At 33.1% G+C, this 14,480-nt stretch carries 15 protein-coding genes; 3 read left to right on the plus strand and 12 right to left on the minus strand.

From position 1 onward, the window contains the following. Window positions 1-3: 3 nt before the first annotated feature. Both J2S15_RS13310 and J2S15_RS13315 read right to left on the minus strand, forming a co-directional pair. A complete protein-coding gene (locus J2S15_RS13310) occupies window positions 4-615 on the minus strand; it encodes a cysteine hydrolase family protein (RefSeq protein ID WP_307409115.1) in 612 nt (203 codons plus the stop codon). Window positions 616-709: 94 nt separating this feature from the next. Beyond that, window positions 710-958 (minus strand): helix-turn-helix domain-containing protein, encoded by a 249-nt coding sequence (locus J2S15_RS13315; protein ID WP_307409117.1) that lies wholly within the window; start codon window positions 956-958, stop codon window positions 710-712. Between the two features lie 129 nt (window positions 959-1,087). Here J2S15_RS13315 and J2S15_RS13320 point away from each other — a divergent pair, with 129 nt between their 5' ends. Next, window positions 1,088-1,654, plus strand: a complete 567-nt coding sequence (locus J2S15_RS13320) for a helix-turn-helix domain-containing protein (RefSeq protein WP_307409119.1) — start codon at window positions 1,088-1,090, stop codon at window positions 1,652-1,654. A gap of 15 nt (window positions 1,655-1,669) precedes the next feature. On the opposite strand, the gene J2S15_RS13325 is transcribed toward J2S15_RS13320, so the two are convergent. Next, window positions 1,670-2,782: a YhaZ family DNA alkylation repair protein gene (locus tag J2S15_RS13325; protein ID WP_307409121.1), complete on the minus strand. Its 1,113-nt coding sequence runs from the start codon at window positions 2,780-2,782 to the stop codon at window positions 1,670-1,672. A 136-nt stretch (window positions 2,783-2,918) separates the two neighbouring features. On the opposite strand from J2S15_RS13325, the gene J2S15_RS13330 reads away from it, so the two are divergent. Continuing rightward, window positions 2,919-3,323 (plus strand): zinc ribbon domain-containing protein, encoded by a 405-nt coding sequence (locus J2S15_RS13330; RefSeq protein WP_307409123.1) that lies wholly within the window; start codon window positions 2,919-2,921, stop codon window positions 3,321-3,323. Between the two features lie 34 nt (window positions 3,324-3,357). On the opposite strand, the gene J2S15_RS13335 is transcribed toward J2S15_RS13330, so the two are convergent. The 3 genes from J2S15_RS13335 to J2S15_RS13345 form a co-directional block, all read right to left on the minus strand. Continuing rightward, a complete protein-coding gene (locus J2S15_RS13335; protein ID WP_307409125.1) occupies window positions 3,358-5,337 on the minus strand; it encodes a copper-translocating P-type ATPase in 1,980 nt (659 codons plus the stop codon). 480 nt (window positions 5,338-5,817) lie between these two features. Next, window positions 5,818-6,105, minus strand: coding sequence for a DUF1905 domain-containing protein (locus J2S15_RS13340; protein WP_307409126.1), 288 nt, complete (start codon window positions 6,103-6,105; stop codon window positions 5,818-5,820). Between the two features lie 85 nt (window positions 6,106-6,190). Further along, window positions 6,191-6,823 carry a TetR/AcrR family transcriptional regulator gene (locus J2S15_RS13345; RefSeq protein ID WP_307409128.1) on the minus strand — a complete coding sequence of 211 codons (633 nt, stop codon included), beginning with the start codon at window positions 6,821-6,823 and terminating at the stop codon, window positions 6,191-6,193. A 137-nt stretch (window positions 6,824-6,960) separates the two neighbouring features. Here J2S15_RS13345 and J2S15_RS13350 point away from each other — a divergent pair, with 137 nt between their 5' ends. After that, window positions 6,961-7,590, plus strand: coding sequence for a methyltransferase family protein (locus J2S15_RS13350; protein WP_307409130.1), 630 nt, complete (start codon window positions 6,961-6,963; stop codon window positions 7,588-7,590). 3 nt (window positions 7,591-7,593) lie between these two features. On the opposite strand, the gene J2S15_RS13355 is transcribed toward J2S15_RS13350, so the two are convergent. From J2S15_RS13355 to agaB, 6 genes are all read right to left on the minus strand, one after another. Beyond that, window positions 7,594-8,970 carry an aminotransferase-like domain-containing protein gene (locus tag J2S15_RS13355; RefSeq protein ID WP_307409132.1) on the minus strand — a complete coding sequence of 459 codons (1,377 nt, stop codon included), beginning with the start codon at window positions 8,968-8,970 and terminating at the stop codon, window positions 7,594-7,596. A gap of 96 nt (window positions 8,971-9,066) precedes the next feature. Then, complete coding sequence (locus tag J2S15_RS13360) at window positions 9,067-11,481, minus strand: ATP-binding cassette domain-containing protein (protein ID WP_307409134.1); 2,415 nt, start codon at window positions 11,479-11,481, stop codon at window positions 9,067-9,069. A gap of 117 nt (window positions 11,482-11,598) precedes the next feature. Then, window positions 11,599-12,303, minus strand: a complete 705-nt coding sequence (locus J2S15_RS13365; protein WP_307409136.1) for a 6-phosphogluconolactonase — start codon at window positions 12,301-12,303, stop codon at window positions 11,599-11,601. Window positions 12,304-12,353: 50 nt separating this feature from the next. Continuing rightward, window positions 12,354-13,154 carry a PTS galactosamine transporter subunit IID gene (gene agaD / locus J2S15_RS13370; RefSeq protein WP_307409138.1) on the minus strand — a complete coding sequence of 267 codons (801 nt, stop codon included), beginning with the start codon at window positions 13,152-13,154 and terminating at the stop codon, window positions 12,354-12,356. Then, window positions 13,141-13,935 carry a PTS galactosamine transporter subunit IIC gene (gene agaC, locus J2S15_RS13375; protein WP_307409139.1) on the minus strand — a complete coding sequence of 265 codons (795 nt, stop codon included), beginning with the start codon at window positions 13,933-13,935 and terminating at the stop codon, window positions 13,141-13,143. The genes agaD and agaC overlap by 14 nt, the downstream gene beginning before the upstream one ends. A 20-nt stretch (window positions 13,936-13,955) precedes the next feature. Beyond that, window positions 13,956-14,429, minus strand: a complete 474-nt coding sequence (agaB, locus tag J2S15_RS13380; RefSeq protein ID WP_307409141.1) for a PTS galactosamine transporter subunit IIB — start codon at window positions 14,427-14,429, stop codon at window positions 13,956-13,958. Window positions 14,430-14,480: the final 51 nt, after the last annotated feature.

Below are 14,480 nucleotides of genomic sequence, written 5' to 3' on the forward strand. Positions count from 1 at the left end.
CTTTCACCTCACGTTTACAACATCAATACCATTTGACATCATTAATTTACATGCTATTTCATTCATTTCAAGTTGGTCATGAACCTTGTCTGCATGAAACGTTTCAATCATATTTACTGGTACAATGATTCTCTTCTTATCCATATTAAACTCATTTAAGAATGTCTGAAAAGCCAGTGCAAACTGTAATACACAGATATCACTGCAACATCCTACAATAATATAGTCATTATAACTTAATAATAATTCTTCTAATTGATCCTGAAAATCTTTAGAGACAAATGTATTTGTTGAATTCTTATAAATCACATCATCTACATAGCCCTTCAGTTCATCAATCACCTGAGATTCTTCTGTATTCTCAATACAGTGAATTGGATACGCCTGAAACTCTCTGGCATCCAGGTTATGTGAATCACAGACAAATATATGATCTTTCGTTTGCTTTAAAAGATTCTTTATTGGTTCAACAATACTCATTATTGAAGAATCACTCAATGCTCCTTCTTTAATAAAACCATTGATCATATCAACCACAAATACCATTGGTTGAGAAAAATCATTTATTTCAGCAACTGCAATTTCCTTTTCCATTGATTTAGAAATCTTTGCCATCTTTTCACCTTCTATCTATTAGTATTATTATACACGAAAGTAACAGAATATTGGATATAAAAAAAAGAGGAATCATAAATCCTCTTTTATTGCCCTAACTTTCTCTTTTTCCTGTCTTTTGATAATATTCGCTTAAAGCGATATTATCTCCTAAAAAAATATGATCTACTGGAACATTATACAATTTAGAAAGTGACTTTAAATCTAATCCATTTGGTATACTTCGTCCACATTCCCAGTTCTTAATTGTTCGCTCTGTTTTGCCAATAGAGTCTGCAACTTCCCTGATTTTCATGTTCGAATTTACCCTACAAGCCTTCAGTGTCATCATGATATCAGTCATTCAAAATCCCTCCTTATGGTTTAATTATAACCACTAAAAAACGCTTGTCAATTCTTCAGAAACAACTTTCACTTTTGCAGTATATCTTTTCACTTTTTTCCTGTATAATGACACTAGGTGGAGGGTGTTATGGACTCAAAAAGTAACTCGAGAATTAAGTTCGCGGAGAACCTAAAGTACTACATGAAACGTGATGAAAAACGACAAAAAGATATTAGTAATGATTTAGGTATTGCCAACAGTTTGGTATCTGAATGGGTCAAGGGCAAAAAGTATCCCAGAATCGAAAACATGAAGAAATTAGCTGATTACTTTAATGTAACAATTAGTGATTTAGTTGATGATAAAGAAAAAGATCTTTTTTATTCACTTCCAGTTTATTCAAAGACTATGGAAATAAATGATAATAGTAATACTTATCGCACAGAATATCATGATGCATTTCAATTCCATATTGAAGATAGCCACATGGAACCTGAATTTAAGAAAGATGATCTTATAGTCGCCGAAAAGAAAAGCACTTATACAAAAGATTGCTTTGTAATTGCCAAACGTAAAAATCTACTGGCGGTTTATAAGTACAATCATAAAAATAAGACAATCGAAACATTGAAACCTAAAAACGTATATTCAATTGACAATACTACAACATTAGTTGCTGAGATAATTGAACTACGACGTAAACCCAAAGTATAAAACTGCCCCTGTGAGTTATTCACAGGGGTTTACTGTAATAGTTATTGATGTAGTTTCTTTACCATTCACAAGAAGTGTAAATCGATGTTTTCCAGGATAATGAATACGTGTCGATAAATCAAGCCATGAATATTTCTTACAACCCTCTAAAACAACCTTTCCAATAATTTTTTGATCTTTTAAATGAAAGATCTTTTTTGATGTTGTCTTGTTTGCTTTCACAAACTCTACTGCTAACCCAAGTTTTACTTTTATCTCACTATCACTTTGTACAGTTACTTTATAATTTAAAATACTTGTATCTTTGTTAATTACAGCTTTCTTTTCACACACCTTTAAAGTTGCTTTGCTAACTTTAATTGGAACATCTTCACAGGCATATCCCATTAACTTCATTACTTCAGGGTGCCCATGTTTACGCAAGGTTCTGGTACCATGTTGCAGAATCCATGCAACTTCAGGATTATCCATTCCCCACTCCTCAATAATTTCAACTACAGTTTCTGGAATATCCTTAGCTAAGTCATTAATATTGTTTGCAACACTTCTTCTGACATATAGCGATTCATCATTCTTTAGTCTACTTAAAATCGCAACAATTTTATCAGTATGCGTAAACAAATCTTCTACTTGCTTCCCCCATGGTAAACGAGGACGAATCCCCTCGCTGGATAATCTACGTAAATGCTCATTTTTACTCTTGCTCCATTTTTCCATCTGTTTCATTGTTTTCTTGAAATCATAAGTTAAAAAGGTTCGGATTGCAAACTCTGCCGAATTCTTTTTCGTAAACTTTTCCATTGCTTTCATCGAAGCACTCCACTGCTCTTTTGAACATCCATATAAACTTACATAGTCGTTTAAAAATATATAATAAAATCCATCAATACGAATTGGTAATTGATCTAACACCGTAATAGATTGCTCATAACTTAAATCACTATTATCGTGATAACCTTTCGCAATCGTTATCATTCTTTCTCTTAATGTTTGTTCTTCCCATTGTTCACCTTCAAAACACTTTAAAAAGTTGTTTTTCTTAAATGTGTTATCAAATTGTGAAAAATCTTCTGCTAATTGTTGCAAGAAAGGTTCATCATAATGATCTTTTAATTTTTTCATACTCATACACGATACCTCATACCAGCCATTCTACCATATTCGCTAGTATTGTGTGAAAAGTTGTGAAATATAAAAAAGGCTTTAATTTTTGCCTATTTATCATATAATATAAATCATACATCAAATAGAAAGGATGAGTTAAATGGGTAAAATTAAGAATGCTCTATATCGTTTCTTGCAAGGTCGTTATGGAAATGACCAATTAAATAAATTTATCTATGTAATATTATTTGCAGTATTACTATTAAATTTATTTGTAGTGAAATCTTCTTATATGACGATCGCAACTTATCTGTTATTAGCAATTTTATTATTTCGTACATATTCTAGAAATATCTACAAAAGAAGAATGGAAAACACTAAATTCTTGAATCTGACAAAACCTATTCGTAGACGTTTTTCGATTCTGTCAAAAAACAGAAAGGACAAAGCAAATAAATATTATTTATGTCCAAGTTGTTCTCAAACGGTTCGTGTCCCTAGAGGAAAAGGAAAGATTGAGATTAAATGTCCAAAGTGTCAGACAAAATTCACAAAATCAACATAACAAAAAAGCTCTGCGATTAAACCGCAGGGCTTTCTTATAGATGTAGTCTCATTGCATTGATTGCAACTATAATTGTACTTAATGACATTAGAATTGCTCCTATTGCAGGACTTAACACAATTCCAATTGGAGCAAACACTCCTGCTGCTAGTGGTATCGCCAGGATATTATATCCTGCTCCCCACCAGAGATTTTCTTTCATTTTACGATGTGTCTTTTTTGCTAAGTGAAGAAACATTGTAATCTTTGAAAGATCGTTTTTGACCAATAACATATCCGCACTATCTTTGGCAACATCGGTGCCATTACCAATTGCCATGGACACACTGGCATTCGCAAGTGATGGCGCATCATTTACACCATCTCCAACCATCATAATCGGATGGTCTTTTTTTAACTCTTTCACTTTATCTGCTTTATCTTGTGGTAATAACTGTGCATAATACTTCTTAATTCCCAGATACTCTGCAATTGTTTTTACCGCATCTGCATTATCTCCACTCATCATAATTGGCTCAATGTTCATATCATGCAAATTCTTTATAAGATCCATTGCTTCTGGTCGTAACTGGTCAGCAAGTGTCACCATTCCAACAGCCACATTATCAATTACTAAATAACTGATGGTATTTCCTTCCTTACTATAGGTATCATATAGTTCTTTATCATAGCTAATATTATTTGAAATAAGATAATCTTCATTTACAATCTTTATATCTTTACCATTCACATTCCCACTCATTCCTACCCCTTGGACTAATTCCACATCATCGGTAGGATAACCTTCTATCTTCTTAGATTCAGCTGCCTTCAAAATACTCAAAGCGATTGGATGACTTGAATGTTTTTCTAATGTTACAAAGTATTCAAATACTTCTTTTTCAGTATATTCTTTATTAAGTGACAGTAAATTTGTCACTTCGAAAGAACCTTGAGTTAATGTCCCTGTTTTGTCCATAGCTAGATATTCTAAATTCTCTACACTTTCCCATACATTCTTGTTTTTAATTAACACTCCCTGATTTGCAGCGATACCAGTTGCTCTCGCAATAACCAAAGGAATCGCTAAGCCTAGTGCATGAGGACAGGCAATAATAAAGACACTAATCATTCTTTCCATTGCCACATTCCAGTCCTTACCAGTTACGCCCCATATAATAAAGGCAAGAATACCAACGGTTAAGGCAATATAGAACAACCATCCTGCAACCTGATTTGATTTGGTTTCAATCTTTGTCTTCTGGTTTTGAGTTGTCTGTACTAACTCTAGTACCTGAGACAGATAGCCTTCTTGTCCATTATGACTTGCAATCATATAAAACGATGTATTTCCATTTATTGAACCACCAATTACCTGGTCTTGCTTTTTCTTCATAATCGGTTTTGACTCTCCAGTTATAATAGATTCATTCACAACTGCACTACCTTCATCAACAATACCATCTACTGGTACTTTGTCATTCGCTCTAACAAGCAAACGCATTCCTTGTTTCACTTGATCAAGAGCTATCTCTTCTTGTTTATCACCGTTTACTACAATCGCTGTGGATGGCAGTAACTTAGCAATACTGTCCAGTTCACTGTTTGACATCATAAGGGATTTCATTTCCATCCAGTGGCCAAATAACATAATTAATGTTAACGAAGCAAACTCCCAGAAATAGTTCATTACATGCATATCTGATTTTATAATGTCATTCATAATAAACGCATATACACTATAACCATAAGATACACCTAATCCCATTGAAACAAGGGTCATCATTGCTGGTTTTCTATCTTTTAATTCACTGACTGCTCCACTAAAAAAAGGCCTTCCACCATAAATCAATAAGATTGTTGCTAATACTAACACAACTATTTCTGATCCTTCAAATGTAAATTGAAATGGTAAGTTCACTCCCATCATTGGTGATAATACCAAAATAGGAATACTTAATACCAATGATACAAAGAAAACCTTTTTAAAATTCATCATATGATGGTGTCCCATCATTCCACCATGTCCTTCCATTTTTAACACCCCACTATCTTAAATATATGGTATCACTACCCTTTTGATTTGTATATTAAGATACTCCGTGCAGTATAAATCAATGATGGTATATATCAATAATTTAACGATTACTACTATACTAATTCAAATTAACATGATAAAATAGAAATGGCTTAAATAGCCAGTCTCTTTATATGGATGTTTGATATTCTCACTTATTATTAATCAAACATCTTTCTCTCTTCGACATACAGTATAATATTGTATGTCGTTTTATTTTGGCTAGCTCTAAACAAAAAAAGAGCTTTCGCTCTTATATTATCTATTAGGGTGTAAAACAAGGTAGGAAGATAGGAAAGGGATATTTACACCTTGTTTTACTTTTCTATTATAGCATAAATGTAAGCGATGTAAATACCTAATTTTTCGAAATGTTTATTTAATGAAAATATCTCATTATCAGTATAATTACTTAATCTTTACACCTATTGTATATAACTATTCACGTTCCTGTACTGTAACTTTCACTTTATCGCCATTTGCCTTATTTAATTTCTTTCTAATATCTTTTAGAATTCCAATAATATAGCAAATACTGCCGTCTTTATTTTTAATTCCCATATTCACAACACTACCATCATATGGGATTCCATCAAAGGTAACATGTACCTTTGCACGTCCTTTACCAAACTCATCTCTGACATTATATGGGAACACAACATAAGCTCCTCCCTTTTCTGGTATCTCAACAATCTCTGTTTCATATTCATATACTTTTGTATTCATTAGGATTCTCCTTTCACTGTTATTTATACAACCAATATAGCATTATTGGTTGTTTTTCTTATGATTTTTGCTCTATAAGAAGTAGTTATTTAAGTTTTACTTTAGATCTTTTTGAAAATTGATCAAATGCAGTATTTAAGAAAGCAAAACTTCCTTCAGGCGATTGTAGACTTCGTTCTAAAACTTCACTAAGCATTTTAAACTTCTGATGCATCTGGTTTGCTGACCAAGTAAAGATTCCATAATCAAATACAAAGCAAAATTCTGAAAGAATCAGTTCTGAAAAGGCATCAGGATAACTGCAGTTAAACATTCCTTCATTATTTCCTTGTTGAATAATTGATGAAAGAATTGGAGAAAGTGCCAATAGAATTGTGGCTAATGATTTCTGATGTATATATGCATTTTGTGTTTCGTGCAAATAATGGTCAACTGAATTCTCAACACTTGAAGCATAGTATGTCTGTATTAATATTGCTATCTTTTGAATTGCATTACCATTACTGTCTTGCAGAATATTCTCACAATTCTCAATAATCTTTCCATATTGACGATCAACAAGTGCATCCAATATCTCTTCCTTTGATTTAAAATAATAATAAATACTACCTTTACCAATTCCCGCCTGTCTTGCTATATCACTAACCGAACATGCAGCACCTTTGTCATTAATAATCAATTCCTGCATAGCATCTAAAATCAATGTTCGTTTATTCATCAGAGCACTCCTTTCTTTCTTATTATCTTTTAGTATTATAGCATAATCACAAAAAGTTGACCACTAGTCGAAAATATACTATAATGATGTCATAAGATTTTCGACCACTGGTCGAAAACTGTCTTGGAGGACTTATTATGAATGATTCAGCAACATCACACTATGGAAATTGGATAGCTGTTCTTATCTGGATTCTTATCTATGGAGTATTTCTTTTCTTTATTCCCTTCTACAAAAAAAGCCAACGCAAACCTGCAACAGCTTATATGGCATTTATTATTGCATATGCATTAGAAATGTTTGGTATCCCTATGAGTATGTATTTTGTCGCATGGGCATTTGGTAAACAATTACCAGATGGATTTCTTTGGGGACATACACTAAACGCCTATATTGGTCATTGGGGTATGTATATCTGTATTTTACTAAATGTTTTAGGTGCCATCATCATCTTTTGTGGATGGAGAAAAATTTATAAGAACTATTGGAAACATGAAAGGGGTGAAGGTCATCTAGTTACTGATGGTATTTACAAATATATCCGACACCCTCAATATACAGGGTTTCTTCTAATTCCCCTTGGAATGATTTTTGAATGGGCTACAATTCCATTATTAATTATGTATCCAATTTTAGTCGTCATCTATTATCGATTGGCTAAAAAAGAGGAACAGGATATGATAAAAGAATTTGGTGATGATTATAAAGAATACATGAAAAGAACAAATATGTTTATTCCTAACCCATGGAAACATAAAGTTAAATAGTTACTATTGATATGATTCTATCAACGCTTTAAGTTTAACTAAAGAAGTTTCCAATTCCTTTTCTGACTTCACAGAAGATAAAGCTATACGAATGTAAGATTGTTTTACTTGCTCACCAACAACAAACTGATGAGATCCAAGTATACGAACTTCATGTTGTGTAGCTTTTTCTTCAAACTCTTTAGCATTAATAGAATCAGGCAATTGAATCCATTGAAAGAAACGTATATTTGGTGTATGAGAAGGAAACTGTCTTTTGAATATCTCTGTATACCGCTTTGCTTTTCTTCGTTTCTTTCTAACCATTGTTTTAGCTACCTTAGTATCAATCAGTCTTGATACGATTTCTGCAGATAATGCATTCCCTTTTAGATTCACATTAATTGCAGTATCTAGAATACATTCTCTTAAAATTTCAGGTACAACAACAAAAGCTACTCTAAGACCTGCACTAAACTCTTTTGAAACTCCATGCACATAAATCGTCTGCTCAGGAATAATTGATATCAATGGTGTAACTGGTTCATCTAATAAAAAGTTATAGGTTTCATCTTCAATCAACAACAATTCATATTCTTTTATAATCTTGGATAATTCTTTTTTTCTAGCCACCCCCATAATCGTATTTGTAGGATTGCTTAATGTAGGCATTAAGAATATTCCTTTGATTTCTTTATTACTACATTCCTGCTTTAATACTTTAGGCAGCATTCCCTCTTGATCACCTTCAATTGGAACTAAACGAAGATTCAATTGATTTGCCAGTTTCACAAAGTTTGTATATGTATATTTATCAACTGCTATACGATCACCAGGATGAAACATTGCAATCAGTAATATGGTTAATGTATTTTGCACTCCAGGAAAAATTGCTATTTGGTCTTCACTTACTTCTACGTTAAGTTCCTTTAACCATCTTTTTGCGGATGCTATCTGTGATTTTGTCCCTATTGGTGAATCATAAGTGAATAATGTTAATGCATTGGGTTGTCGAAGGACTTCTTGTGCTACTTTCAAAGAATAATGATCATATTCATAATAAGGTTCTACCAAACCTAGATTCGTAATTTTTTCATTTGCTGATAAAAACATATCATTTTTCTCTACACGATTTTGAGATACAAAGGTTCCCTTTCCAGTAATTCCATAAATATATCCGTTCAATTCACAATATTTAAACGCTTTCGTTATTGTGCTCAAATTGAGGTCAAGATAGTCTGCAAGTTCTCTTTGTGGAGGTAGTTTCGTATTTGCTTCTAATACTCCCTCTTCAATATCAGTAATTAGTTCATTTGCAATTGAAAGATAGATTGGTTTCTTTAACTTACTCTTGTTTGGTATCCATGACATTGGATAATCATCAAATGAATTTATTGGCATACAACACACTCCTTTTTTCAATTATACACCATACAATATATGCTTATCTACCATACAATTTTTAATTAAAAAAAGTCACTCTATTAAAGAATGACTTTATAAATATTTCCCTGTTATCGATTTTGAATGTTGTTTAATTTCTTCAGGTGTTCCCTGAGCAATTACTTCTCCACCTTTTCCCCCTCCATAAGGACCTAAATCAATCACCCAATCAGAATCATTGATCACTTGTGTGCTATGCTCAACAACAATCACAGTATCCCCTTCATCTACCAATCGATTTAACAATACTAAGAAATGTTCAACATCCAAAGGATGGAGTCCCATTGTTGGTTCATCAATTAGATATAAATTCTTTTTATGTTTGCTCTTCATCAGTTCAGATGCCAGTTTTAATCGTTGTCCTTCTCCACCAGATAATGTAGTTAAGGATTGACCTAGTTCTAAATATTCAAGTCCTACATCAGACAGTAGATTTAACTTCTTCATAATTGTTGGATATTGTTTGAAGAATGAGAGTGCTTCTTCAATGGATAAATGTAGAACATCCGAAATAGACTTCTTATTTAGTTTGATTTCCAACACCTCTGCCTTGAATTGCTTCCCTTGACACACTGGACATACAGTTGTGATGTTTTCAAAGAATAAAAGATTGTTTTCAACATATCCCAATCCTTCACAGTGTTCACATCTTCCTTTACTATTAAAGGAAAAGTATTGGCTATTATATCCTCGTTGCTTACTTTCATCTATACTAGCAAACAATTTGCGTATATCATCAAGTAATCCAGAATAAGTTGCAACATTCGAACGTTTCATTCTTGTGATTTGTTGTTGATGAATTGGGATAATCTGATCAAAACTCTCGATTCCAGTTACATCTATTTGCTTTGCCAGTAAGTCAAAAATCAATGTTGATTTCCCTGAACCCGATACACCACTCACACTAGTAAAACAACCAATTGGAAATGATACTGTTATATCTTTTAGGTTGTGTAACTTTGCATGATGAATCGTAAACCATCCATGAATCGCTTTACGATACTCCTGCTTTACGTTATGTTCGCTATTCAAGTATTTACCTGTAACAGAATGTTCTTGCCCTAGAATTTCATTGTATGTACCCTGAGCAACTACATAACCACCATGTTTTCCTGCACCTGGCCCCATATCAATAATATAGTCTGCTGCTTTCATCACATCCGTACTATGTTCAATTACAACAACTGTATTTCCTTTATCTTTCAATTCTTTTAGTGCGTCAATCATGCCCTCACTATCTTGAGGATGAAGTCCTACTGTGGGTTCATCAATAATATACAATACTCCTGTAATATCTGAGTCTAACGTCGCAGAGAGTTTAATTCGTTGTGCCTCTCCTCCAGATAATGTAATCATCTGTTGATCAAGAGTTAGATATCCAAGTCCTATTTTAATTATTCTTTTTAATTTTATTTGTAAATCATATAAATAATCATGAACCAATCTCTTTTCCTGCTCACTAATCACTTCTCCTAATTCATTAATCCAGTCGTACAGCTCTACTAATGATTTTTTAGACAATTCTGGAAGTCTTATCTCTTGAACAGTTACACTTCTTGATAATTGATTTAGTTTTTCTCCATGACAATCAGGACAAGTATCTTGTTTGAAGTATTGTTTTACTTGCTCCATCTTTTCCTTCACTCTATTCAACAAATAGGATTCAAGACCATCAAATCTCCCTTTCTCTACTGTTTTAGGAAATTCAAGATCTTTATATTTCTCTTTAATAACTGGTTGAGTAATACCATACTTCAGAATTAATAACGCATCTTCATGTAAATTGGATACTTGCTCATTCTTCTTATATGGAATAGAAAAAGCATCCAGTGCTTTATAAAACGATTGAACCTGATAATCTTTATATTTATGTTTCCAGAAATCAACCGCACCTTCTTCTAGAGATAAATCATCATGCAACACTCGATTCCAATCAATCTCTAATGTCTTACCAGTTCCCTGACATGTGAGACAACTACCTTCTTTTGTATTATAGGAAAAGTGAGAACGTGTAAGTTTATCCATACGATAATTACAATATGGACAATCCATATATACGCTAAAGGTATGATCATGAAATTCAATATCTTCTCTACTGTCAGAGGAAGCTATTTCTTTATGGCAATTCGGACAGATACGATGACCCAGTTTTTCATATATCATTCTTAGTTCAGTATAAATTGCCGTTTGTGTTCCTACCGAAGATCTGGGATTTCGGTTTGCAAACTTCTGATCAACAATTACTGCAGGTGATGTATTCTTTATGGAATCAATTGCAGGACGATGAATCCCCTGATAACCAATTGCCTCAAGATATTGTCGCTGACTCTCCTGATATAAGGTATCAATTGCAAGCGATGACTTACCTGAACCAGAAACACCCGTAATAACAACAAATTTATTTTTTGGTATGTTTACATCAATATTCTTTAAGTTCTTTTCTTTCGCACCAATAATTTTAATACACATATTCTCACCTCCATTGGGTTTTCCATTATATCATGAACCTATTGCTATGACTATAAGATTATTATATCCTCAATCCAATTAAAAAGATGCCTATTAATTCAGCATCTTTGTTTTCATTTATTCAGCTACATCTCGCATAACAATCATTTCAACATTATCATGAAGCCACAAGAATGATGCAGGTAAAGTAGTTGAGATTTCTTTCTTCATAAGTTTCTGATAAACTGCTTTTTTATCAGCACCATTCACTAAAAAGATAATCTTCTTCGCATTCAATATCTCATAAAGCCCTAAGGTGACACCTTGCGTAACTACTTGATGATTTAACATATCATGTGTTTGGCTTAGCGCATCTAACTGTACTACATGAGCATTTGGTATCAGATATTCACCGGGTTCATTTAATCCTAAATGTCCATTTTTACCTAATCCTAGAATACATATATCTAATGGACGTTCATTTAATTTATTATGAATCGTTTCACATTCTTGTTGAATGGTATTTGGATCAGCCTGAAATGATAGAAACTGTTCTGATTTAATATCCAATGGCTCTAAAAAATAAGTTTTGAGAAAACTCTCGCATGTTGATGGATTATCCAAAGGAAGACCTACCCATTCATCTAGCTTTGTCCATAATACGTGATCAATATTTAAATTCACCTGTTTTACCATATCGATAAAATTCTTATACATCCCCATAGGTGAAGCACCTGTTGCTAAACAACAATTCAAATCATTCTTTTGTTTTACTGCTTCAAATAACTGGATAGCTGCTAATGCACTTAATTCTTCATACGTATCAGTAATTGTAATCTTCATAAATCTCTCCTCTCAAAAATAAGAACCTGACTTACAGGTTCTTATCATTTCTATAATAAACCGATGAAAGAACAAGCAATTGCAAGTGCAATCGTTCCTAAAATAAGAACTACTGGACTTACTTGTTTTTTCTTAAGTAAGTAGAATATACCTAAAGTATAAAGCATTGGTAAGAAGTTTGGAATAATCTTGTCAAAGAATTCTTCTTGAACAGGTACTTCAATTCCACCATCAACCTTAATAATTGGTAATAATGTAATACTTACGTAACTAGCAATCAATGCTCCAATAACAGTGATTCCTGGAATCGTTGCAGAGTTTGATATAATCTCTGAGTTTTCTGTTAGCATATCAATTGAACGGGTACCAAGACGATATCCCAGTTTCGTCCAAACAATACGTAATAACCAGATAACAACATATACTGATACAAAGATAATTGGTCCTAAGATATTACCTTGTGCCGCAAATGAACAAGAGATACCTGCAACAATTGGTAATAATGTAAACCAGAAGATTGCATCTCCAATTCCTGCAATAGGTCCAAACAATGCAACTTTCAGACCTTTGATTAAATCACGACTTTCTCCACTTTCTTCAAGTGAGATAAGTAAACCTAATAAGAATCCAACAAAGTTAGGGTGTGTGTTAATGAATTCCATATTATCAATCATTGCTGCACTTAATCCTTCTTTGTCATCTCCATATATTTTTTCTAATGCTGGTAATTGAGCCCATGTCCAACCACCGGCTTGCATTCTTTCATATGAGAAAGATGCTTGTAGTAAAGATGAACGAATACCTAACGTCGTTATATCTTTATCGCTTAATACTTTTTTAGATTCCCTCATGTTCAGTACCTCCAGTCTTTTCTAATGCTTCTTCAATATCTACTTTCCTTTGTTTTGCACCATAGAAGTCTAGCAATGCGAAGATTGTTCCTAATAACGCAACTGGTAATAAGTTAGACATTTCAATATATGTAGCCATTAAGAAACCAGCGATTAAATAAGGAATATATTTTGTTTTCATCATAACTCTTAATAACATACCAAATCCAATTGCAGGTAAGATTCCACCAGCTACTTCTAATCCATGTGTAATAAATTCTGGAAGTGAGTTTACAAGTGAACTCATTGCATCTTGAGCAACAAATGTACATAAGAATACAATTAGCCCATAAGAAAGTGCAACAATTCCCATTGTAGTAAGGTTTAATTTTCTAAATCCAGCAACATCTGCAGTTTCAGCATAGTGATCTGCTTTTCCCATAAAGAATGAGAATGTTGAATAGAAGAATAAAATAACGTATTGCATCAAGAATGAAAATGGTAGACATAAACCTAATGCGATTTCTGGACTTGAACCTGTTGTGTATGCTAATACAGTTCCCATAAATCCAGCTAATACTGGGTTTGGAGGTTGGGTTCCACCTGCTGGTGTCAATCCAGCAAATGCCAGTTCAATCAACGCTCCACACTTTAATCCTAATACAACATCACCTAAAATAAATCCTGTTATTGTTGATACTACTAATGGTCTAAAGATAAAGAACGCTTCTAGCCAATAGTCAATACCAATGATAATTGCAGCAATTGCAAGCATTATCCCTTGAATTAATGTAATTTCCATACTCTTTCTCCTTTTTTTATTTATTTAATAACTTCTTTTGAATCCCCTGGTACATCCTGACAATACACTTGAATTCCTTTGTCTACCAAAAACTTAAGGTCTTCCATATCTTTATCATCAACATATACTTTTTTGGTGATTGAGCGTTTTCCTTCACTGAAATGCATGTTACCTACATTCACTTCTGTGATTGGAACCTTTCTCTCAACCAGTTCACGAACATCTGCAGGTGTACGAGCAACTATAAATATTTTTTGTGATGGTGCTGCCTTACTGATGATTTCAGCTGTATGTTCAATTGTGAAGAAACGAATTCCTGCACCTGAAGATTTTGCTGTAACTTCCATAAGGGTTTGTTGCATTTTGTCGCTAGCTACTACATCATCTGCAACAATAATCAAATTTGCACCAATTGTTTTTGTCCAAGTTACTCCTACCTGTCCATGCACAAGTCGATTATCAATACGTGTTAACACTATATTAGGTTCTGCCATACTCTCACCTCCTCTTCACCTTTCATATAGCAAAAAGTGTGCCAACATACT

It is taken from the genome of Breznakia pachnodae (assembly GCF_030814225.1).
Lineage (GTDB): Bacteria > Bacillota_I > Bacilli_A > Erysipelotrichales > Erysipelotrichaceae > Breznakia > Breznakia pachnodae.

What these genes read in the sequence shown, in the direction of transcription:
- J2S15_RS13315 (WP_307409117.1), bottom strand. Translation starts at nt 958, where the DNA reads ATGACTGATATCATGATGACACTGAAGGCTTGTAGGGTAAATTCGAAC.
- J2S15_RS13310 (WP_307409115.1), bottom strand. Translation starts at nt 615, where the DNA reads ATGGCAAAGATTTCTAAATCAATGGAAAAGGAAATTGCAGTTGCTGAA.
- J2S15_RS13355 (WP_307409132.1), bottom strand. Translation starts at nt 8,970, where the DNA reads ATGCCAATAAATTCATTTGATGATTATCCAATGTCATGGATACCAAAC.
- J2S15_RS13325 (WP_307409121.1), bottom strand. Translation starts at nt 2,782, where the DNA reads ATGAGTATGAAAAAATTAAAAGATCATTATGATGAACCTTTCTTGCAA.
- J2S15_RS13350 (WP_307409130.1), top strand. Translation starts at nt 6,961, where the DNA reads ATGAATGATTCAGCAACATCACACTATGGAAATTGGATAGCTGTTCTT.
- agaC (WP_307409139.1), bottom strand. Translation starts at nt 13,935, where the DNA reads ATGGAAATTACATTAATTCAAGGGATAATGCTTGCAATTGCTGCAATT.
- agaD (WP_307409138.1), bottom strand. Translation starts at nt 13,154, where the DNA reads ATGAGGGAATCTAAAAAAGTATTAAGCGATAAAGATATAACGACGTTA.
- J2S15_RS13320 (WP_307409119.1), top strand. Translation starts at nt 1,088, where the DNA reads ATGGACTCAAAAAGTAACTCGAGAATTAAGTTCGCGGAGAACCTAAAG.
- J2S15_RS13330 (WP_307409123.1), top strand. Translation starts at nt 2,919, where the DNA reads ATGGGTAAAATTAAGAATGCTCTATATCGTTTCTTGCAAGGTCGTTAT.
- J2S15_RS13340 (WP_307409126.1), bottom strand. Translation starts at nt 6,105, where the DNA reads ATGAATACAAAAGTATATGAATATGAAACAGAGATTGTTGAGATACCA.
- J2S15_RS13345 (WP_307409128.1), bottom strand. Translation starts at nt 6,823, where the DNA reads ATGAATAAACGAACATTGATTTTAGATGCTATGCAGGAATTGATTATT.
- J2S15_RS13365 (WP_307409136.1), bottom strand. Translation starts at nt 12,303, where the DNA reads ATGAAGATTACAATTACTGATACGTATGAAGAATTAAGTGCATTAGCA.
- agaB (WP_307409141.1), bottom strand. Translation starts at nt 14,429, where the DNA reads ATGGCAGAACCTAATATAGTGTTAACACGTATTGATAATCGACTTGTG.
- J2S15_RS13335 (WP_307409125.1), bottom strand. Translation starts at nt 5,337, where the DNA reads ATGGAAGGACATGGTGGAATGATGGGACACCATCATATGATGAATTTT.
- J2S15_RS13360 (WP_307409134.1), bottom strand. Translation starts at nt 11,481, where the DNA reads ATGTGTATTAAAATTATTGGTGCGAAAGAAAAGAACTTAAAGAATATT.